Annotated in this window: 18 protein-coding genes; 6 read left to right on the forward strand and 12 right to left on the reverse strand. The window is 72.5% G+C overall.

Annotation, left to right across the window (positions count from 1 at the left end):
• Positions 1–505, forward strand: a 505-nt coding sequence (locus OO48_RS01135; protein ID WP_033211893.1) for an oligopeptide/dipeptide ABC transporter ATP-binding protein, incomplete at its 5' end; no start/stop codon positions are given.
• A 69-nt stretch (positions 506–574) separates the two neighbouring features.
• Here OO48_RS01135 and OO48_RS01140 read toward each other — a convergent pair.
• The 11 genes from OO48_RS01140 to OO48_RS01185 all read right to left on the reverse strand — a co-directional run bounded on the left by OO48_RS01140 (position 575) and on the right by OO48_RS01185 (position 13397).
• A complete protein-coding gene (locus tag OO48_RS01140; protein ID WP_033211895.1) occupies positions 575–1642 on the reverse strand; it encodes an ABC transporter ATP-binding protein in 1068 nt (355 codons plus the stop codon).
• A gap of 10 nt (positions 1643–1652) precedes the next feature.
• Positions 1653–2720: an ABC transporter ATP-binding protein gene (locus tag OO48_RS01145; RefSeq protein WP_033211897.1), complete on the reverse strand. Its 1068-nt coding sequence runs from the start codon at positions 2718–2720 to the stop codon at positions 1653–1655.
• A 61-nt stretch (positions 2721–2781) separates the two neighbouring features.
• Positions 2782–3759, reverse strand: a complete 978-nt coding sequence (locus OO48_RS01150; protein WP_033211904.1) for an ABC transporter permease — start codon at positions 3757–3759, stop codon at positions 2782–2784.
• Between the two features lie 82 nt (positions 3760–3841).
• The gene (locus OO48_RS01155) at positions 3842–5602 is read right to left on the reverse strand and encodes an ABC transporter substrate-binding protein (RefSeq protein ID WP_051731589.1); all 1761 of its coding nucleotides are present in this window, start codon (positions 5600–5602) and stop codon (positions 3842–3844) included.
• 89 nt (positions 5603–5691) lie between these two features.
• On the reverse strand, positions 5692–6735 hold the full coding sequence (locus OO48_RS01160) for an ABC transporter permease (RefSeq protein WP_033211906.1): 1044 nt from the start codon (positions 6733–6735) through the stop codon (positions 5692–5694).
• A gap of 496 nt (positions 6736–7231) precedes the next feature.
• The gene (locus tag OO48_RS34800; RefSeq protein ID WP_245194492.1) at positions 7232–8158 is read right to left on the reverse strand and encodes an ABC transporter substrate-binding protein; all 927 of its coding nucleotides are present in this window, start codon (positions 8156–8158) and stop codon (positions 7232–7234) included.
• Complete coding sequence (locus tag OO48_RS39475) at positions 8044–8955, reverse strand: ABC transporter substrate-binding protein (protein ID WP_245194482.1); 912 nt, start codon at positions 8953–8955, stop codon at positions 8044–8046. The genes OO48_RS34800 and OO48_RS39475 overlap by 115 nt, the downstream gene beginning before the upstream one ends.
• Positions 8956–9146: 191 nt before the next feature.
• The gene (locus tag OO48_RS01170; RefSeq protein ID WP_033211908.1) at positions 9147–11507 is read right to left on the reverse strand and encodes a hypothetical protein; all 2361 of its coding nucleotides are present in this window, start codon (positions 11505–11507) and stop codon (positions 9147–9149) included.
• A gap of 294 nt (positions 11508–11801) precedes the next feature.
• The gene (locus OO48_RS01175; RefSeq protein ID WP_063830590.1) at positions 11802–12257 is read right to left on the reverse strand and encodes a DUF6113 family protein; all 456 of its coding nucleotides are present in this window, start codon (positions 12255–12257) and stop codon (positions 11802–11804) included.
• Complete coding sequence (gene mshB / locus OO48_RS01180) at positions 12254–13141, reverse strand: N-acetyl-1-D-myo-inositol-2-amino-2-deoxy-alpha-D-glucopyranoside deacetylase (protein WP_033211912.1); 888 nt, start codon at positions 13139–13141, stop codon at positions 12254–12256. The genes OO48_RS01175 and mshB overlap by 4 nt, the downstream gene beginning before the upstream one ends.
• 61 nt (positions 13142–13202) lie before the next feature.
• On the reverse strand, positions 13203–13397 hold the full coding sequence (locus OO48_RS01185; RefSeq protein WP_033211914.1) for a DUF2304 family protein: 195 nt from the start codon (positions 13395–13397) through the stop codon (positions 13203–13205).
• A 243-nt stretch (positions 13398–13640) separates the two neighbouring features.
• On the opposite strand from OO48_RS01185, the gene OO48_RS01190 reads away from it, so the two are divergent.
• The 5 genes from OO48_RS01190 (at position 13641) to OO48_RS01210 (ending at position 19454) form a co-directional block, all read left to right on the forward strand.
• The gene (locus tag OO48_RS01190; protein WP_033211916.1) at positions 13641–15758 is read left to right on the forward strand and encodes a S9 family peptidase; all 2118 of its coding nucleotides are present in this window, start codon (positions 13641–13643) and stop codon (positions 15756–15758) included.
• Between the two features lie 130 nt (positions 15759–15888).
• A complete protein-coding gene (locus OO48_RS01195; protein ID WP_033211918.1) occupies positions 15889–16848 on the forward strand; it encodes an ABC transporter ATP-binding protein in 960 nt (319 codons plus the stop codon).
• Positions 16845–17567 (forward strand): ABC transporter permease, encoded by a 723-nt coding sequence (locus OO48_RS01200; RefSeq protein ID WP_033211920.1) that lies wholly within the window; start codon positions 16845–16847, stop codon positions 17565–17567. The genes OO48_RS01195 and OO48_RS01200 overlap by 4 nt, the downstream gene beginning before the upstream one ends.
• An 8-nt stretch (positions 17568–17575) precedes the next feature.
• The gene (locus OO48_RS01205) at positions 17576–18814 is read left to right on the forward strand and encodes a sensor histidine kinase (RefSeq protein WP_051731617.1); all 1239 of its coding nucleotides are present in this window, start codon (positions 17576–17578) and stop codon (positions 18812–18814) included.
• Between the two features lie 10 nt (positions 18815–18824).
• Complete coding sequence (locus OO48_RS01210) at positions 18825–19454, forward strand: response regulator (protein ID WP_033211921.1); 630 nt, start codon at positions 18825–18827, stop codon at positions 19452–19454.
• A 22-nt stretch (positions 19455–19476) separates the two neighbouring features.
• Here the strand turns inward: OO48_RS01210 and OO48_RS01215 are convergent, their stop codons facing one another.
• Positions 19477–20346: a transglutaminase family protein gene (locus tag OO48_RS01215; protein ID WP_033211922.1), complete on the reverse strand. Its 870-nt coding sequence runs from the start codon at positions 20344–20346 to the stop codon at positions 19477–19479.
• Between the last annotated feature and the right edge of the window lie 20 nt (positions 20347–20366).

Below are 20366 nucleotides of genomic sequence, written 5' to 3' on the forward strand. Positions count from 1 at the left end.
CGGCCTGGCGCTCAAGCCCGAGGTCATCATCTGCGACGAGCCGGTCTCCGCGCTCGACGTGTCGGTGCAGGCCCAGGTGATCAACCTGCTGGAGCAGCTCCAGGGCGAGTTCAACCTGTCGTACATGTTCATCGCCCACGACCTGTCCATCGTCCGGCACATCTCCGACCGGGTCGGCGTGATGTACCTCGGGCGGATGGTCGAGATCGGCTCCGACCTGGAGATCTACGACCACGCCACCCACCCGTACACCCAGGCGCTGCTGTCGGCCGTGCCGGTGCCCGACCCGGCCGCGCGCGAGCACCGGGACCGGATCGTGCTGACCGGCGACGTGCCCTCCCCGGCCAACCCGCCGTCCGGGTGCCGCTTCCGCACCCGCTGCTGGAAGGCCCAGGACAAGTGCGTCGTGGAGGACCCGGCGCTGACGGTGCGGGACTGGCTGGAGGGACGGGCCCGGCACGACTCGGCCTGCCACTTCGCCGACGAGCGGGAGAACCTGATCTGACCCGCCGCGCCGACGCGGAAGGGCCCCGCCGAACGGATCGGCGGGGCCCTTCGCGGTGCTGCCGGGGGCTCAGACCTCGGCGCGCTGGGCGGGGACGCCCGACACGGCCGCCTCCTCGGGGAAGTGGCACGCGGTCAGGTGCCCCTCCGCGTTGCCGGAGAGCTGGACCAGCGGCGGCTCCTCCACGGCGCACTTGTCCTGGGCCTTCCAGCACCGGGTGCGGAAGCGGCAGCCCGACGGCGGGTTCAGCGGCGACGGGACGTCACCGGTCAGCCGGATCCGCTCGCGGTCGTCGTCCGGGTCGGCCTCCGGGACGGCCGACAGCAGGGCGTGGGTGTACGGGTGCCGGGGCGACTCGTACAGCGACTTGCGGTCGGCGATCTCGACGATCTTGCCGAGGTACATCACCGCGACGCGCTGCGAGAAGTGCCGCACCACCGACAGGTCGTGGGCGATGAACAGGAAGGCGATGCCCAGCTCGCGCTGCAGCTCCTGGAGCAGGTTGACCACCTGCGCCTGGATCGACACGTCCAGCGCCGAGACCGGCTCGTCCGCGACGATCAGCTTCGGGCTCAGCGACAGCGCCCGGGCCACGCCGATGCGCTGGCGCTGGCCGCCGGAGAACTCGTGCGGGAAGCGGTTGTAGTGCTCCGGGTTCAGGCCGACCGTCTCCAGCAGCTCCTGCACCCGGCGCTGGACGCCGCCGGCCGGCTTGATGCCGTTGATCTCCATCGGCGCGCCGATGATCGAGCCGACGGTGTGCCGCGGGTTCAGCGAGGAGTACGGGTCCTGGAAGATCATCTGGATCTCGGACCGGATCGGCGCCAGCTCCTTGCGTCCGGCGTGCGTGATGTCCTGGCCGGCGTAGCGGATCTCGCCGGCGGTCGGCTCCAGCAGCCGGGTCACCAGGCGGCCGGTGGTCGACTTGCCGCAGCCGGACTCGCCGACCAGGCCCACCGACTCGCTGGGGAAGACCTCCAGGTCGACGCCGTCCACCGCGTGCACCGCGCCGACCTGGCGCTTGAACAGGAAGCCGTCCGTCACCGGGAAGTGCTTCTTCAGGCCCGTGATCGACAGCAGCGGGTCGCCGGAGCCGACGGTCGGGACGGCGGGCTTGAGGGTCGGTTCGTTGCTCATGGTGTCCCTCTCAGCCGAGCCGCGGCTTGATCTGGTCGATGAAGATGTCCTGCCGCTGCGCCGGAGTGAGGTGGCAGGCGGCGGCGTGTCCGGTGGCGGGGGACAGCGGCGGGCGCTCGGTGGTGCAGCCGCCGCCGACCACCTGCTCGCGGAAGTCGCAGCGCGGGTTGAACGGGCAGCCGGACGGCAGGTTGATCAGGCTCGGCGGAGTCCCGCGGACCGGCCGCAGCGGCACGTCCACGTCGCCGGTCAGGCTCGGCATCGAGGACAGCAGGCCCCAGGTGTACGGGTGCTGGGGGGCTTTCAGCACCTCGCGGACGGTGCCGCGCTCCACGGCCCGGCCCGCGTACATCACCATGATGTCCTGCGCCGTCCTGGCGACCACGCCCAGGTCGTGGGTGATCAGGATGATCGCGGTGCCCATCTCCTGCTGGAGGTCCTTCAGCAGGTCCAGGATCTGGGCCTGCACGGTGACGTCCAGCGCGGTGGTCGGCTCGTCCGCGATGACCAGCTTGGGGTCGCAGACCAGCGACATGGCGATCATCGCGCGCTGGCGCATGCCGCCGGAGAACTGGTGCGGGTAGTCGTCCACCCGGCTGGTGGGCTGCGGGATGCCGACCTTGGTCAGCATCTCGATCGCCCGGTCCCGGGCCTCCTTCTTGGAGGCGCCGGTGTGCTTGCGGAAGGTCTCGCCGATCTGCTTGCCGATGGTGTGGAACGGCGACAGCGCGGTCAGCGGGTCCTGGAAGATCATCGACATCTTCCGGCCGCGGAGCTTCTCCAGCTCCCTGTTCGACGCGCCGACCAGTTCCTGGCCGTCCAGCTTGATCGAGCCGGAGATCTCGGTGCGGTCCGGGTTGTGCAGGCCCAGCACGGCCAGGTTGGTCACCGACTTGCCGGAACCGGACTCGCCGACGATGCCGAGCGTGGAGCCCGGGGCGACGTCGAAGGAGAGGCTGTCCACGGCCCGGACCACGCCGTCCTCGGTGCTGAAGCGGACCGAGAGGTCGCGGACTGAGAGGAACGGCGTGCCGCCGCTGCCGGCGGACACCTCCTCGGGCTTGGCCTGGGTGGTCATGGACTGGGCTCCTCGGTGCGGTACGTGAGGTCGGGACTGCCGGGCGGCCGGGGTGTGGCCGTCAGGCCAGGCGGATGCGCGGGTCGATCAGGGCGTAGGCGGCGTCGACGATGATGTTGAAGAAGACGATCAGGGTGGCGGCCACCACGGTGACGCCGACCAGCAGCGACAGGTCGGAGTCGCGGAAGGAGTGGATCGCCAGCTCGCCGAGGCCGTGCAGGCTGAACGTCGTCTCGGTGATGATGGCGCCGCCGAGCAGCACGCCCAGGTCGATGCCGAAGACGGTGACGATGGTGCCCATCGCGCCGCGCCAGGCGTAACGCATGAAGACCGAGGTGCCCGACATGCCCTTGGCCCGGGCGGTGCGCACGTAGTCCTCGGACAGCTGCTCGACCATCGAGGAGCGGGTCATGCGGGTGTAGTTCGCGGTCCAGATCAGCGACAGCACGATCCACGGCACCAGCAGGCCGCCGGCCCAGCCGAGCGGGTCCTCGGTGATCGGCACGTAGGTCGGCAGGGCCAGCAGGTCGGTGCTGTAGCACAGCGCCCAGAGCGCGAGCGGGCCGGCCACGTAGATCTGCATCGAGGAGGCCAGCAGCGAGAAGCCGCTGGCGATCTTGTCGGCCGGCTTGCCCTGCTTGTGGGCGGCCAGCATGCCGGTGCCGATGCCGAAGATCAGGAAGACGACGGCGGAGCCGACGGTCAGCGACAGGGTGGTCGGGAAGCGGTCCAGCAGGATGCCGCCGACCAGTTCCTTCTTGTCGAAGGAGTAGCCGAAGCACGGGGCGCCGCAGTGGACGCCGTTGAAGGTGCCACCGGTGAAGATGGTGCTCAGCCAGTTCCAGTACTGGACCGGCCAGGCGTGGTCGAAGCCCATGTCGTGCCTGATCAGGGCGAGGTTCTCGGGCGTGCAGGTCTTGCCGCAGTAGAGCCGCGCCGGGTCCGCCGGGATCGCGAAGAACAGTGCGTACGTGACCATCGAGACGATCAGCAGGATGACCAGAGCGCCGAGGGTTCGGCGGACGAGGAATCGGAGCATCGGACGGGGCTCTCCTGATCGGGGCGGGACACCGGCAGGTCGTGCCGGTGCCCCGCCGTGAGCTACTGCTCGGTGACGACTACTACTTGACGTAGATGTTGAGCGGGTACTGCAGGCCGAACAGGGAGTCGAACTTCACGCCGCCCAGGCCCGAGCCGTACAGGCTCAGCGAACGCTGGTAGACGTCCGGGATCGAGTAGGCCTTGTCCTGGAGCTGCTTGTCGATCGCGGCCCACGCCTTGCCCTGCGCCACCGGGTCGGCGATCTTGGCCGCGGCGTCGATCGCGGAGTCGACCGCCGGGTCCTTCACGTGGGCGTAGTTCGGGGCGCCGTCGGCGATGACCCGGCTGTCCCAGACCGGCTGGATCGAGGTGTAGCCGGTGGGCCAGTCGGCGCCCCAGCCGCCCCAGTACAGGTCGAACTCGTTGTTGACCAGGCCGATGGCGTCGTAGTAGGTCTTCGCGTCCAGCGGCTTCGCGACGAACTTGAAGCCGGCCTTCTCCAGCGCGTCGCGGATGGCCTCGGTGACCTTCTGCTGCAGCGGGGTGTTGTTGTACGCGTAGACGATGGTGGTGCCCACCGCGTTGGCGTCGGTCAGCAGCTTCTTGGCCGCCTCCGGGTCGCCCTGCGGCTTCTTGAGGATGCCGTACGGGTCGTAGGACTCGTAGCCGAGGACGGTCGGGCTCATCGCCGAGGTGGCGTAGTCACCGTAGGAGGTGCCGCCCTGCAGCTGGCGGGTCTGCTGGTGCGGGAACGCCCGGACCAGCGCCTCGCGGACCTTCTGGTCCTTGATGCGGTCGTTGTTGATGTAGTAGAAGTCCACGTACGGGGTCAGGCCCTCGAGCGTGCGGGACTTGAGCTTCTCGTCCGCCTTCACCTGGTCCAGGTAGGACGGGTACACGGTGTTGTGGAACGTGAAGGTGTTCTTGTCGTCGCCGTTGTCCGCCATGAAGCGCTCGGTGGACTGCTGGGCCTGGACGCCGAAGGACATGTGCCACTTGTCCGGGTAGGCGTTCCGGATCGGGTCGGTGGCCGGGTCCCAGTTGGGGTTGCGCTCCAGGTCGAGCGAGCGGTCGGTGACGTGCTCGGTGATCTGGTACGGGCCCGAGGAGAACGGCTTCTTGTCGTACTCCTCCTTGGTGTCGTGGGCCTGCGGCACGACGCCGTAACCGGTCATCGCCAGGGTGAAGTTGGCGTCCGGGTGGACGTCCTGGAAGGTGATGACCACGGTCTTGTCGTCCGGGGTCTGGACCGCGTCCAGGTGCTTGCCGCCGTAGGGGCCCTCGTAGGCACCGCGGTAGTCGGCGCCCGAGATCCAGGTCTGGACGTAGGTCGGGCCGGACTTGATGAACGAGGCGTAGGTGCGCTCGATCGAGTACTTCACGTCGGCCGAGGTGATCGGGGCGCCGTCCTGCCACTTCACGCCGTCCTTCAGCGTGAACTTCCAGGTCTTGCCGCCGTCGGTGGTGGTGCCGGTGTCGGTGGCGAGGTCGCCGACCAGCTTCTGCGAGCCGTCCGGCAGGAGCTTGTAGCCCGTCAGCTGGCGGGTGAACAGCAGCGAGGCCTCGCTGTTGTAGTTCAGGTAGACCTGGGCCGGGTCCAGGTGCGAGAAGTCGTCGCGGTCGATCATGTTGACCGTGCCGCCCTTCTTCGCGCCCGGCTCCGGGGCGGCGGGGCCCTTCGAGTCCTCCGCGGTGCCGACCGAGATCGCGGTGGTCTTGACCGGGGCCTTCGAGGCGTTGGCGCTGTCGCCGTTGCTGTGGCCGCTGGAGCACGCCGTGGTGACGGTCAGGGCCCCGGCCACGAGAATGGCGGCCGCGAGCCGCGTCCTGCGAGAGCTCATCTTCATCCTGCCTGGAGTAGTCGTGTGGAAATCTTCGTGGGTGTGCCCGGGGCCTGGCTCTTCCGTCCCCCCGGAGTCTTGAGGGCCTGTCAGCGGCCGGTCTTGGGGTCGAACGCGTCCCGGACGGAGTCGCCGAGCAGGTTGAAGGCCAGGACGAACACCACCATGGCGAGGCCCGGGAAGAGGAGGAAGGTGACGTCGGTCCGGAGGAAGTTCGCGCCGTCGGCGATCATGCGGCCCCAGTCCGGGGTCGGCTCGGAGACACCGACGCCGAGGTAGGAGAGACCGGCCTCCGCGGTGACGAAGGCGGGCAGCGCGAGGGTGGACTGCACCAGGATCGGGGTCCACAGGTTGGGCAGGATCTCCTTGAAGATGATCCGCATCGGGGAGGCGCCGGTGACCTTGGCGGCCTCGATGAACTCCCGCTCGCGGAGCGACAGCGAGATGCCGCGCAGGATGCGGGCCAGGCCCATCCAGCCGAGCAGCGACAGCACCAGGGTGACCGCGACGAACGGCAGCCAGCCCGGCGGGTTCTCGTCCTGGGCGACCAGCAGACCGGTGACCACCGGCATGGTCGCGATCAGGAAGATCTGCGACGGGAACGACATCAGGACGTCGATCACCCGGCCGATGAGGTAGTCGGTCTTGCCGCCGAGGTAGCCGGCCGCGATGCCGAGCGCGACACCGATCACGGTGGTCAGCAGGGAGGTGGCGACGGCGATGATCAGCGAGGTGCGGATGCCGTAGATCAGCAGGGTCAGCACGTCGCGGCCGAGGCCCGGCTCCAGGCCGAACCAGAAGTCGCCGCTCATGCCGCCGTTGGGCCCGGTGGGCAGGCCGGAGTCGGTCAGCAGGCTGACGTCCTCCTGGCCGTAGTGGGTCTCCGGGTTCTTGCCGTACAGCATGGAGATGAGCGGGGCGAGGATCGCCACCGCGACGAAGAACAGCACCACGCACGCGCTCACCACGCCGGTGCGGTCGCGGAGGAAGCGGCGCCACATCAGCTGCCCGGGCGAGAGGCCGCGGAAGCCCGCGTCGGCGGGTGCGTCGGTCGTGGCGTTGTCCGCGAGGTCCGACGTCGACCCGGGACGGGAGGTGTCCCCGTCCGTCGTGGCCCCAGTAGGCGTCGTCATGGTGCTAAAGCTCCCGACCGTGGTCCGTGCAGAAGCAAGGAGTAAGAACTTGGATGAATGGACTCTTGCAAGTCGTTTATCGAACGTCAAGAGTTCCTCAGTTGTCGACGGCCCATTTCCTCCTTCGTGCTGGAATGTCAACCACTTCGTAGTTCCTGAACTCTTGACAGCGGATCGGCGAGACGGTCAAAACAGGACAAATCATGTCAAGGGCCGTTCACATGTCCGTAACGATGTGTCGTCAGGTCCGCTATCAGGACGGCGAGTTCGGAAGGTCAACTGGATGACGCGCGTAGAAGCGATGTCCGTTTTGGTGCTGTTCATCGCAATTGTTGGGTGCAATTGAGTGTCCGATTATCGGACACTGGTGTTTTCGGGCGTGCCGGAGCGAATTCACGGGTATGACTCACCCAATTCGGGTGGCGCTCGGGGCGCCGCCCGACTGGCATTTTCCCGCCATTGGCGAGACCTCGCCGCAGCGATAGCGCCGCGGTTGTTACTTCAACAGGCCGATGTTCTCGTAGACGACGTCGCCGAGGCCGGCGGCGCCGATGTTGGCGAGTTCCTTGCGCACCCCGTAGATGGCCGGGCGCTGGTACAGCGGGACGAGTCCGGCGACCTGCCAGGCCGCCGCGTCGGCGCGGTTGAGCGCCACCGTCTCCTCGTCCACGGTGTCGGCCTTGGCGGCGTCCGCCATCGCCTCGTCGAGCGCCTCGCTGCCGACCTGGGCCCAGTTGGAACCGGAGTCCTGCTGGAAGGTGCTGATCGAGTTGGAGACCGGGAAGGGCGTGCCCAGCAGCGAGAACGAGGTCAGGTCGAAGTCGTGCTTGTAGACGTAGCCGTCGAAGTACTCGCCGGCCGGCACCGTCCGGACCTGCACGGTCACCCCGACCGCGGCCAGCATCCGGGTGACCTCCTCGCTCTCGTTGGCCGCCAGGTTGTTCGCGGCCGGCGCCACGTAGCGCAGCACCAGTTCCTTGCCGTCCTTGCCGCGCACGCCGTTCGGCCCCGGCTTCCAGCCCAGCGCGTCGAGGGACGCCTTGGCGGCGCCCGGGTCGAAGCGGCTCAGACCGTCCGAGTTGTCCTGGTAGCCGTGCTGGGAGGGCACCAGGAAGTGGTTGTTCATCGGCACGTACGGCCAGTCCAGGCCGGCCAGGTCGGTGCGGGTGATCTCGGCCCGGTCGATCGCCTGGACCAGCGCCTGGCGCAGCTTGGCGTCCTCCAGCAGCGGGCTCCTGCCGTTGAGCACCAGGTGCCGCAGGTTGGGGCCGCCGGCCTTGCGGACCTCGCCGCCCGGGGTGGACCGGATCAGCTGGTAGCCCTCGGTGTTGGGGCCGTTGTTGTAGAAGTCGATCTCGCCCCGGGCGAAGGCCCGCGGCATCGCGCCGGTGTCGTACGCCTTGAAGACGATCTTGTCCAGCAGCGGCTTGTCACCCCACCACTGCGGGTCGGCGACCACGGTGACGGTGCGGCCCCGGTGTCCAGCGAGCCCAGCTTGAAGGGGCCGGCGGTGACCGGGATGCGGTTCTTGAAGGAGGTGTTGAACAGTTCGGGGGTGGAGACGTACCGCTCGGGCAGCAGCGGGGCGTTGCCGGCGTTGTTGAACATCGCCTGCCACTCCGAGTACGGCTCCTTGAAGGTCATCACGGCCTGGAAGTCGTCCCGGCCGCGGACCACGCTCTCCACCTGGTCGAAGCCGTTGGTGGTGGCCGTCCGGTACGCCGGGTCCTGACCGCTCAGCGCCTGCCAGTCGGCCCGCAGGTCGCGCCAGGTGATCGGGGTGCCGTCGGACCAGTGGGCCTTCGGGTTGAGCGTCCACACCACGACCTGCTTGCCCTGCCTCAACTCGCTGCTCACGTCGGAGAGGTAGGCCGGGTTGGGGGTCTGCACGCCGCCCGCGTCGGAGCGCCAGAAGGTCGGCAGCAGCGCCTTGACCACGTCGTTGGTGGAAGCCTCGGAGCCGTCCGCCTGGACCGGGTTCCACTGGCTGGAGTACTGGTCGATCGCCCACACCAGGGTGCCGCCCTGGCGCAGCGCGTCGCGCGGCCGGGCGTTCATCTCCTGCTGGGTCATCCGCGGCGCGTCGTCGCCCGCCGCTGCCGCCGCCCGGGCCGGAGCGCCGGCGGTGGAGCCCGGCGCGGAACTGCAGGAGCAGAGCGCGACGGACAGCGCCGCCACCGCGGCGGTCAGGGGGAGCGGGAGGAAGCGGGGTCTCGGCACGCGGCACATCTTGCGTACCGGTGATCCGACTTGTCGACCTGCGGCGGATCAAGGATTGGTAACGCGACGTGGCCGCCCGGTTGCGGCGTCCTTTTCGTCCCGTTCCGTGACGCCATTGGCGAGGATCCGCCAGTGGGCCGGGCCGGGGCGCCCGTCCAGCGCCCCGGCCCGGTCCGCGGGTTGACGTGCCGTCAGGCCGGGATCTTGACCGAGCGGTCCTTGCCGGTCTTGGTGACGCCCTGGCCGATCGCGTCCGCCACGTCCTGGGCGGTGACCGGCACCTGCTGGCCGTTCTTGGTGATCCTCACCTTGTCGAAGGTGGTGCCGATCGCGGTGGTCAGCTGGTTCATGTCCCACTTCAGGACCACCGTGCCGGTCGCGTCCGGCGCCAGCACCAGCGCCTTGGCGGCGGTGTTGCGACCGAAGACGAACTGCTTGCCGCCCGCCGTGACCGTCACGTTGCCGCCCATCACCTGCTTGCCCAGGCCGTCCGCGGCGGCCTGCAGCGCGTCCTGGCCGACCTTCGGCTGGGCGTCGGCGACCGGCAGCACCACCTCGGCGTCCGGCTTGCCCGCCGCCCGGCCGCGGTACGCCTGCTCGACCAGGCCGGCGCCCGCCGCCGAGTCCAGCGCCTTGCCGCCGCCGGCCGGGACCACCTCGACGCCGCCGGCTTCGGTGAACCGGACGTAGCCCTCCTGCATGCTCTGCCCGGACTTGGCGCCCAGTTCGTCCAGGGCCACCTTCAGCTTCGCCCGGTCGATCCGCACCTGCGGCTCGACCGCCTTGGCGCTCCCGGTCAGCGAACCCAGCACGTCCACCGGGTTGTAGCTGTGGTGGGTCAGCCCGTCCACCGTCGCGGTGGTGTCGAAGCTCAGGCCCGCGCTGGCCGGGTCCAGGGTGAGCGACTGCTCGCCGAGCTTCACCCGGACCGGCTGCTGCCCGACCTTGGCGACCTCGCCGTCCAGCGCCTTCACCGCCTGGTCGCGGGAGTCGCCGCCGATGTCGGTGCCCAGCACCGTGGTGCCCTTGGGGATGTCCGACTGGTTCATCATCAGGCCCGCGCCGTACGCCGCCGCACCGAGGAACAGCACGCCGCCGATGCCGGTCACCACCAGCTTCTTCCCGCGGCCGCCGCCCTTCTTCTTGGCGGCCGGCGCGGCCGGCGCGGCGGGCTTCGGCTCCGCGGCCGGCGGCTGGGCGGCCGGGGCCTGCTCGCGCTTGGGCGCGGCCGCCCGCGGGCCGCCCGGGAACGGCTGCGCGGCGGGCAGGTCGGCGAACCGGCCGCCGCCGTCACCGGCCGGACGCGGCCCCCGCCCGTCGGCGGGCGGGGCGGCGGGCGGGGCGGCGAACGGGTCGCCGTCGGTGCCGGGGGCCTTCAGGAACAGCTGGGTGGTCGGCGGGTCCGATATGTCGGCGCCCGGGGCCGGCTCGTCGCCGGTGATCGGGTCGAAGCCGCCGATCTGGGTGTCCTCCGGCTCCCCGGCGGCGGCCCGGGCCGACTGCGCGCCCGGGCGCGGCGCGGCGAACCGGTCGTCACCGGCCGGCGGGCGCTGCTCCGGGCCGCCGCCGGCGGGGGGCCGGGGGGACCGGGGCCCGGCGAACGGGTCCTGCCCGGACTGGCCCTGCCCGGACTGGCGCTGCCCGGGCCGGCCCGGCGCGAACGGGTCCTGCGGGGCCGCGAACGGGTCGGCCGGCGGGGTCTCCCGCTCGGCGGCCGGGGGCTGCGGCTGGGCGAACGGGTCCGGCGCGAACGGGTCCCGCGAGGTCGCGAACGGGTCCTGCTGCTGGGCGAAGCCGTCCTGGGCGAAGCCGTCCTGGCCGAAGCCGTCCTGGCCGAACGGGTCCTGCTCGGCCGCGAACGGGTCCCGGGCGGCGGCCGACGGGTCGTCCTGGCGCGGCAGCGGGTGGCCGCCGGTGCGGGAGGACGCCGCCGGGTCGGCCGGGGCGAACGGCGAGGCGGGCGCGCCGGACGGGCGCGGGGCCGCCTGCGGGGCCGGGGCGGCGCCCTTCGGGCCGCCGGCGGTGGGCTGGGCGGGCCGCGCGGGAGCGGCCGGGGCGGTCGCCGCCGGGGCGGGCTCCGGGCGGCCCTTCTGGCGCGGCTTGAACCACTCGCCGGTGGAATCCGACTCGGAGCCCTTCGGGGCCGACCGGGGCGCGGTCGGCTCCTGCCACTCCGGCGGCAGGTTCGGCGGGGTGGAGGTGCGCGCCCCGGAGTCCATCACGCCGAGCACCGGGTCGCCGGCGCCGCCGCGGTGGCGCGGGCCGGACGGCTCCGCGGGCTTCTCGTCCTTGACCTTGCTCTGCACCACGACCGGCGGGATCGGCCGCGAACCGGGGATGTTGATCCGCACCCGGGTGGTCAGCGTGGTCTCCGTCGTCTTCGGCGCGTCGGCCTCGTCGGCGCGCGGACCGGGAGCGGTCCGTCCGGCGGCCGGGTCCGCGCCGATCCCACCGGGCAAGCCGGTGCCGTACGGCGGGGTGCCCGACGGGTACGCGTCGGGGCCGCCGCGGCGGGGCTGCGGGTGGGCGTTGTCAGATTCGCGGCTGCTCAATGCTGCTCTGCTCCGGGTTCGCGGCCGGGCCGGCCGGGCCGTCCGCTGCGTATGGGGCGGGTGACCGCCGGACGACGGAGTGCGGCGCGCGGCGGGCCGACCGGCCCCGGGGACATCAGCTGTTCACATGTCGGCTGCGGCGAGCGCCCCCGCCACGCGAGTGGTGCCGAAGCTACCCTCCGGCCCGGCCGGGCCGGACAGGGGGGTGGCCCGCCGGGGCACCACCTTACCGACAAGGAATCCGGGCCGTCGGACGACCGGGGATCCCGGTGGCCCGGATCGTCCCGGTACGCGCTAGCGGTCGCCGTCCCTGACGGAGCGTCGGGGCTCCGGCGCCGGTGCGCCGAACAGGAACCCGGAGCGGGTCGGCAGGGTCGCGCAGACCACCCCGAGCACCGCGCCGCCGAACAGGTACAGGTACGCGGACGGCGTCGCGGAGAGCACCAGGTCACCCTCCGGACGGGGCGCCAGCAGCACCGCGAGCACCAGGAACCAGCCGCCCAGCGCGCACCCCGCGCCGAGCTTGGTGCCGGTCGCCCGCAGCCCCCCGTAGAACAGCCCGGCGCAGCCCGCCAGGGCCGGCACCACGCCGAAGCCGCCCCACAGGGTCTGCACGAAAGCTCCGCACACCGACACCGCCGCGCCGAGCAGGAACAGCACGGCGTACACCGCGATCCGGACGCCGCGCGGCGGCATCCGCTCGCCCAGGCGCTGCTCGCGGGTGCCCAGCAGGGCGTGCAGGACGTTCACCGCTCCACCCCCGCGAACAGGTCGTCCTCGGGTGCGCCCGGGCCGAGCGGGCCGCGCACCAGCTCGTAGTACTCGGTGGCCAGCAGCGGCTGGCCCAGGCCGTTGCTGAGCGCGAAGTGGCGGCCGTCCACGGTGATCTGGGTGGCGTGCGCCCGCATCGCGGCGGCCTTCGCCCCGGCGTACGCGGCGTTGTCCAGCACGGTGGTGACCACCCGGTCGTCCACCACGCCGGGGATCTGGTCGACCGGCGCGGTGCCCTCGAACGGCGCCTCGGCGGCCGTCCCGGCCAGCGCCGCCTCGATCACCGAGCGGGGCATCCGGTTGTAGTAGACCTTGGCGATCCGCCAGGGTCCGCCCAGCTCCGGGCGGAACGCCGGGTCGGCGGCCAGCTCGTAGCCGCGCAGCGCCACCCGGTGCGCCTGGATGTGGTCGGGGTGGCCGTAGCCGCCGTTCTCGTCGTACGTCACCAGCACCTGCGGCCGCACCTCGCGGACCACCCCGGCCAGCAGGCCGGCCGCCTCGTCCACGTCCGCCCGCCAGAAGCAGGACGGGTCGTCGTTGTCCGGGACGCCCATCATCCCGGAGTCCCGCCAGCGGCCCGCCCCGCCCAGGAAGCGGTGGTCGGTGACGCCCAACTCGCGCATCGCGGCGGCCAGCTCGCCGATCCGGTACTCGCCCAGGGCGTCGTCGCGGCCCTGCTCCAGGTGCGCCAGCTCCGGCGGGATCACCTCACCGCCCTCACCCAGCGTGCAGGTCACCAGCGTGACCCGGACGCCCTCGGCCGCGTACCGGGCCATCGTGGAGCCGTTGTTGATCGACTCGTCGTCGGGATGCGCGTGCACCAGCAGCAGCCCGCGCGCGTCGGCCGGGGGTACGGAGGTCATGCCCGGCAGCTTAACGGCCTGCCCGGAGGGGGACGCCCCGGACAGGCCAAGCGCGGCCGGGCTAGAGGTTCAGCCCGTTCAGCATCCCGGCCAGGTTGGCCGTCACCTGCTGGATCGACGGCGCGATCGAACTGGACGCCAGGTAGAACCCGAGCAGCGCGCACACCAGCGCGTGGCTCAACTTCAGGCTCGACCGGCGGACCAGGACCACGACCACGACCAGCATCAGCAAGACGGCGGAGACGGACAAAGCCATGACGGCTCACACCCTTCCTCGGGTGCGCGGCCCCGGGGACGGGGCAGCGGGTGGGACCTTGGTCAACTGATACCCGATCAGTGACGCCGGGGTGACGTTCCGTGAGCCCGCTCGGGGTGTCGCGCCGTCGCCGCCACCCACTGCGCCCCCGGTCAGCGGCCCTCCGAACGGCCGTACGCCGCCGTCCGGGTGAGCTGCGCCGTCCGGGTGATCACCGGTGGGCGGAGCCGTAGGGTCGACCGCATGACGACCGAGAAGCCGCACGACACCTTCCCCCGGCAGTACGCCCGCACCGGGCGCTTCACCGCGGGCGCGCCCCGCTCGTTCAGCGTCTCCCCGGACGGCGCCCGGGTGCTGTTCCTGCGCTCCCGCGGCGGGGGGCGGTCGGCCAACCTGCTGTGGCGCCTGGACGTCGCCACCGGCACCGAGAGCGTGCTCGCCGACCCGGAGGAACTGCTCGGCGGCGGCGCCGAGGAGCTGTCCGCCGCCGAGCGGGCCCGCCGCGAGCGCAGCCGGGAGACCTCCGCCGGAATCGTCGGCTACGCCCTGGACGCGGCCGGACGCACCGCCGTCTTCGCGCTGTCCGGGCGGCTGTTCGCGGTCGACACCGACAGCGGCGAGGCCCGCGAACTGCCCGCCGCCACCCCGCTGCTGGACCCGCGGCCCAGCCCCGACGGCGCGCACGTCGCGTACGCCACCCCGGGCGGCGAGCTGCGGGTGAGCGCCGCCGACGGCGGCGGCGACCGGCTGCTGGCCGGGCCCGAGGCGGACGGGGTCGGCTGGGGGCAGGCCGAGTTCATCGCCCAGGAGGAGATGGGCCGCGACCGCGGGTACTGGTGGGCGCCCGACGGGAGCGCGCTGCTGGCCGCCCGGGTCGACGACACCCCGGTGCGCCGCTGGTGGATCGCCGACCCGGCCAACCCCGGCCGCCCGCCGGTCGAGGTCGCCTACCCGGCGGCCGGCACGCCCAACGCCGAGGTCGGGCTGTGGCTGCTCGGCCTGGACGGCGGCCGCACCGAGATCCGCTGGGACCGCGCGGCGTACCCGTACCTGGCCCGGGTGCACTGGTCGGCCGGCGGGCCGCCGCTGCTCCAGGTGCAGGCCCGCGACCAGCGCGAACAGCTGGTCCTGGAGGCCGACACCGCCACCGGGGAGACCACCGTGCTGGTCACCGAGCGGGACGCGGACTGGCTGGAGCTGTTCGACGGGGTGCCGGTGCGGCTGGCCGACGGGCGGCTGGTGCGGATCACCGACCGGGACGGCGCGCGGGTGCTGACCGTCGGCGAGAAGGCGCTCACCGACGCCGGACTGCACGTCCGCGCGGTGCTCGGCACGGACGGCGACAGCGTGCTGTTCACCGCCTCCGCCGGGGCCGCCGAGTTCGAGCGCCGCCCGCCCGGCTGGCTCGGCGTCTTCGAGGCCGGGCCGGACGGCGTGCGGGAGGTCGGCGACGGCGCGCTCGGCGCGGTGCGCGGCGCGGGCACCACCGTGCTCACCACCGCCCACCCGATGCGCCCCGGCACCACCGTCACCGTGCACCGCGAGGGTGCCGAACCGCTGGTGGTCGCCTCGCACGCGGCCGTCCCGCTGATCGCCGCCCGGCCGGTGTTCCGGTTCGCCGGCGAGCGGCGGATCCCCTGCGCGGTGCTGCTGCCCGCCGGCTACGACCCGGACACCGACGGGGTGCTGCCCGTCCTGATGGACCCGTACGGCGGCCCGCACGGGCAGCGGGTGGTGCGGGCGCACAACCCGCACCTGGTCTCGCAGTGGTTCGCCGACCAGGGCTTCGCGGTGATCGTCGCCGACGGGCGCGGCACCCCCGGGCACAGCCCCGGCTGGGAGAAGTCGATCAACCGGCGCACCGCCGAGGTCTCCGTCCAGGACCAGGTCGACGCGCTGCACGCGCTCGCCGAGCAGTTCCCGCTCGACCTGGCCAAGGTCGCCATCCGGGGCTGGTCGTACGGCGGCTACCTGGCCGCCGCCGCCGTGCTCCGCGAACCGGACGTCTTCCACGCCGCGGTGGCCGGCGCGCCCGTCACCGAGCACGACCTGTACGACACCCACTACACCGAGCGCTACTACGGCGACCCGAACACCGAGCCCGCGTCGTACCGGGCCAACTCGCTGGTGGAGATGGCCCCTTCGCTGCGCCGGCCGCTGATGATCGTGCACGGCCTCGCCGACGACAACGTGGTGGTCGCGCACAGCCTGCGGCTGTCCACCGCGCTGCTCGCCGCCGGGCGCCCGCACACCGTGCTGCCGCTGTCCGGGGTGACCCACATGACGCCGCAGGAGCAGGTCGCCGAGAACCTGCTGCTGCTCCAGGTCCGCTTCCTGAAGGAGTCGCTCGGCCTGCTGTGACGGCCGGTCACCGCTCGGGCCGTGACATCCGTCATGCGGAGGTCACGACGGCGTGCACTGCCGCGGACACCCCCGTTCCGAGGAGCCTTGAGGAGTCGGAGAGAACGGCTCTCGAAGGGACTTGGTTCGGATGACGACGGGAACGGGGGAGGTCGCGGCCTTCCGGAACGTCAGCAAGAGCTACGGCCGGGTGAAGGCGGTGAACGGCCTCGACCTGGTGCTGCGACCCGGCGAGACGGTCGCCCTGCTCGGCCCCAACGGCGCGGGCAAGTCCAGCAGCCTCGACCTGCTGCTGGGCCTGCGCGAACCGGACAGCGGAACGGTCGAGCTGTTCGGCGGCACCCCGCGGGAGGCGATCACCGCCGGGCGGGTCGGCGCGATGCTGCAGAGCGGCGGCCTGATGAGCGACGTCAAGGTCCGCGAGATCGTCGAGCTGGCCTGCAAGGTGCACCCCCGGGGGCACCGGGTCGACGAGGTGCTGGCCACCGCCGGGATCACCGAGATCGCCGACCGCCGGGTCGACAAGCTCTCCGGCGGCCAGGAGCAGCGCGTCCGGTTCGCCCTCGCGGTGGCCGGGCCCAACGACCTGATCGTCCTGGACGAGCCCACCACCGGCATGGACGTCTCGGTCCGCCGCCAGTTCTGGGACGCCATGCGCGCCCAGGCCGACGCCGGGCGCACCGTCCTCTTCGCCACCCACTACCTGGAGGAGGCCGACTCCATCGCCGACCGCGTCCTGGTCCTGCACAAGGGCCGGCTGATCGCCGACGGCTCCTCCGCCGAGATCAAGGCCCGGGCCGGCGCCCGCCGGATCGGCTTCGAACTCCACCCCGCCGACGGCGCCTTCGACGAGGCGGCGCTGCGCGCCCTGCCCGGCACCGTCGGCCTGGACGTCAGCACCCGCGCCGACGGCGTGCGCACCGTCCGGATCCGCTCCGCCGACGCCGACGCGGGCGTCGCCGCGCTCTACCGGGCGGGCTACTACCCGCGCGGGCTGGAGGTCACCAGCCTCGGCCTGGAACAGGCCTTCCTGACCATCACCGGCGAGCAGGACCGCACCGAGGAAGAGGAAGAGGCGAGCGTCCGATGACCACCCTGATCCGGCTGGAGATCCTGCGCACCCTGCGCAACAAGCGGTACCTGATGTTCACCGTGCTCTACCCCGCGCTGCTGTACGTCTTCTTCATCAGCGCCTACGGCAGCGGCGGCACGGTGGACGGCGGAGTCTCCGTCAAGTCGTACTTCATGGTCTCGATGGCCACCTTCGGCGCGGTCGGTGCCGTCCTGACCGGCTCCGCGCAGCGCATCTCGCTGGAGCGCAAGAGCGGCTGGACCCGCCAACTGCGGCTCACCGCCCTGCCCGGACGGGCCTACACCCTCGGCAAGATCGCCGCCTGCGCGGTCACCACGCTGCCCGCCATCCTGGTCGTCTTCGCCATCGGCGCGATCGAGGGCGTCGACCTCACCGCCGTCCAGTGGGCCGGCCTGGCCGCCGCCCTGTGGCTCGGCAGCTTCGTCTTCGCCGCCCTCGGCGTCGCCCTCGGCTACGCCGCCGAACCGGACGCCGTCCAGCCCGTCGTGATGATCGTCTACATGCTGATGGCGCTGTTCGGCGGCACCTGGTTCCCGGTCGGCGAGTCGCTGAAGGGCTACGCCAGGTTCAACCCGGTCTACGACTACAACCAGCTGGCCTCGTTCATCCACGGCGACGGCGTGGCCGCCCTGCCGATCGCGGCCCTCGCCGCCTTCCTGGCGGTCTTCACCGCCGCCGCGGCCGTCCTGTACCGCAAGGACGCGCGGCGGGCATGATGGCCCGCATGCAGAACACCGCACCGGCCCGCCACCCCGACCAGCACGGGGAGGTCGGGCCGGACGGCCGTTGGACCACGTACCCCGGCGTGCCCGTGGACACCCGGCGGCAGTTGCTGGCCAAGCTCGCCTGGACGTCGATCTGGGCGCTCTACCTGGCCTACCCCGTCCAGGACCTGACGACCGGCCGGCACACCCCCGCGGCGAGCGCCGCCGGGGCCGCCGCGCTGGTGCTCTTCCTGGCCTGCTACCTGTCCCTGATCGTGATGCGCAACCACCCGGGCTTCCGGGAGGCCCGGCGCTACCTGCCGCTCGCCCTGATGGCCGCGATCGCCGTCACCACCTCGTACGCCCTCGGCGAAGCCTGGCTGACCCTGTTCACGTACACCTCGGTGTGCGCCGCGGTGATCCTCCCCGGCCGCTACGGCCTGGTCGGCGTCCTCGCCACCAGCGGCGTCCTCGCCGTCGTCGGACTCACCAGCCACGCCGACGCCGAGACCCTGGTCAGCATCGGCCTGCCCTGCGTGATGGCCGGACTCGCCATGCTCGCCATGCAGCGGCTCGTCGCCACCATGCGCGAACTGCGCGAGGCCCGGGCCGCCGTCGCCCACCTCGCCGCCTCCGAGGAGCGGCTGCGCCTCGCCCGCGACCTGCACGACCTGCTCGGCCACTCGCTCTCGCTGATCGCCATCAAGAGCGAGCTCACCGGGCGCCTGATGGACGCCGGCAAGGCCGACGCCGCCCGCGCCCAGGTCGCCGACATCGAACAGGTCGCCCGGCAGTCCCTCGCCGACGTCCGCAGCGCCGTCAGCGGCTTCCGCCGACCCACCCTGCCGGTCGAACTCGCCGCCGCCCGAACCGCGCTGACCGCCAGCCAGATCGAACTCGACGCCGACCCCCGGCTCGCCGAGGACCGCCCCGGCCTCGGCGCCGAGGAGTCCGGCGTGCTCGCCTGGGCGCTGCGCGAGGCCGTCACCAACGTCGTCCGGCACGGCGCCGGGGCCACCCGGTGCACCGTCCACCTCGACGAGACCTGGGAGGAGGACGGCCGCTACGCCGTCCTGGAGGTCGTCGACAACGGCGCAGGACCCGGCAAGTCCGGTGCCGGGAACGGACTCTCGGGCCTCGGCGAGCGCCTGGAACAGGTCGGCGGACGCCTGCGGACCGGCCCCGCCGAACGCGGCAGGGGCTTCCGGCTGCGCGCCCTCGTCCCGCTGCGGCCCGGCCCCAGCGGCGAAGGGGAATAGGCTGCCCGACGTGACGGACGGAACGGGTGGAGGACCGGTGCGGGTGCTGCTCGCCGAGGACCAGGGCATGGTGCGGGAGGCGCTCGCCGCGCTGCTCTCGCTGGAGGACGACCTGGAGGTGGTCGCCCAGGTCTCGCGCGGCGACCAGGTCGCGGCGGCGGTGACCGAACACCGGGTCGACGTCGCGGTGCTGGACATCGAGATGCCCGGCATGACCGGCATCGACGCCTGCGCGGAAGTCCGCCGGGTGCGGCCGCAGACCAAGGTCGTCATCGCCACCACCTTCGGACGGCCCGGCTACCTGCGCCGGGCGATGGAGTCCGGCGCCGACGCCTTCCTGGTCAAGGACGCCCCCGCGGCGGAACTCGCCGAGGCGATCCGCCGCGTCCTGCGCGGCGAGAAGGTCATCGACCCCACGCTGGCCGCCGCCGCCCTCTCGGAGGGCGCCAACCCGCTCACCGGCCGCGAACGCGACGTCCTCGCCGCCGCCGCCGACGGCGCGGTCAACGCCGACATCGCGGCCCGGCTGCACCTCTCCGAGGGGACGGTGCGCAACTACCTGTCGATGGCCATCCAGAAGACCGCCGCCCGCAACCGCGCGGAGGCGGTGCGGGTCGCGCGCGAGAAGGGCTGGCTGTAGGGCGACTCCGCTCCTCGGAGCCCTAGTTGAGCCGGTGCCGGGCGGACCTGGCCTCCAGGCGGACCTTCGCCGCGCTCTCCGGGTCGAAGGCGTCCAGGATCTCCGCGTAGGCGTCCATCTCGGCGGCGCCGGCCAGGAAGTCGCCGGTCTTGACCAGCAACTCGGCTCGTTCCAGCCGGAGCTGGGCCGGGTGGCGGGGGAGCAGCAGGGCGAGTTCGGTGGCCCAGAGCTGGGTGCGGGCGTGTTCGGGGCGGTCGGCGGCCCAGCGGCGGATGTTGCCGAGGACGCGCAGCACGGTGTCCAAGGGCTGGGCGGGGGCGAGGAGTTCGGGCGAGAAGCGGTGGCCCGAGGCGGCCAGCAGGCGTTCCACGTCGGGGACGTCGAGCAGCCGGCCGCCGTGGAACGGGTCCGCCAGGACGTACTCGTCGCCGCCCGCCGGGTCGCCGACCGCGACGATGAAGTGGCCCGGCAGCGCGATGCCGTGCACGGTCAGCCCGGCCCGGGCGGCCACCGCCTGCCAGACCAGCGAGAGCATGATCGGCAGCCCGCGGCGGCGGCGCAGCACCTCCGGCAGCAGCGAGGACTCCAGCCGGAGGTAGTCGGACTGCCGGCCGTGGAAGCGCTCGCGGCCGCCGAGCACCGCCGCGAGCAGCGCGGCGGTCTCCTCCGGACCGTTCGGGCGGCGTTCGGCGACGGCCTGCCGGATGGCCGCGGCGTGCCGGTCCAGGGCGGCCTGGCAGGCGGTCAGGAGCGCGTCCGGGGACGGCTGTTCGGCGCTGTCGCCGGGGTCGCCGAGGGTGTGCTCGGCGGCGGCGAGCAGGCACAGCAGCACCGGGTCGGGGTTCTCCCCCCGGGCTTCGGTGCGGAAGCGGGTTCTGCTCTGCTCGGTCACTGCGGCCTTCGGTTCAGCAG

This window comes from Kitasatospora phosalacinea (assembly GCF_000716545.1).
GTDB lineage: Bacteria > Actinomycetota > Actinomycetes > Streptomycetales > Streptomycetaceae > Kitasatospora > Kitasatospora phosalacinea.

What these genes read in the sequence shown, in the direction of transcription:
- OO48_RS01205 (WP_051731617.1), top strand. Translation starts at nt 17,576, where the DNA reads ATGCAGAACACCGCACCGGCCCGCCACCCCGACCAGCACGGGGAGGTC.
- OO48_RS01160 (WP_033211906.1), bottom strand. Translation starts at nt 6,735, where the DNA reads ATGACGACGCCTACTGGGGCCACGACGGACGGGGACACCTCCCGTCCC.
- OO48_RS01145 (WP_033211897.1), bottom strand. Translation starts at nt 2,720, where the DNA reads ATGACCACCCAGGCCAAGCCCGAGGAGGTGTCCGCCGGCAGCGGCGGC.
- OO48_RS01185 (WP_033211914.1), bottom strand. Translation starts at nt 13,397, where the DNA reads ATGGCTTTGTCCGTCTCCGCCGTCTTGCTGATGCTGGTCGTGGTCGTG.
- OO48_RS01155 (WP_051731589.1), bottom strand. Translation starts at nt 5,602, where the DNA reads ATGAGCTCTCGCAGGACGCGGCTCGCGGCCGCCATTCTCGTGGCCGGG.
- OO48_RS01195 (WP_033211918.1), top strand. Translation starts at nt 15,889, where the DNA reads ATGACGACGGGAACGGGGGAGGTCGCGGCCTTCCGGAACGTCAGCAAG.
- OO48_RS01200 (WP_033211920.1), top strand. Translation starts at nt 16,845, where the DNA reads ATGACCACCCTGATCCGGCTGGAGATCCTGCGCACCCTGCGCAACAAG.
- OO48_RS01150 (WP_033211904.1), bottom strand. Translation starts at nt 3,759, where the DNA reads ATGCTCCGATTCCTCGTCCGCCGAACCCTCGGCGCTCTGGTCATCCTG.
- mshB (WP_033211912.1), bottom strand. Translation starts at nt 13,141, where the DNA reads ATGACCTCCGTACCCCCGGCCGACGCGCGCGGGCTGCTGCTGGTGCAC.
- OO48_RS01140 (WP_033211895.1), bottom strand. Translation starts at nt 1,642, where the DNA reads ATGAGCAACGAACCGACCCTCAAGCCCGCCGTCCCGACCGTCGGCTCC.
- OO48_RS01190 (WP_033211916.1), top strand. Translation starts at nt 13,641, where the DNA reads ATGACGACCGAGAAGCCGCACGACACCTTCCCCCGGCAGTACGCCCGC.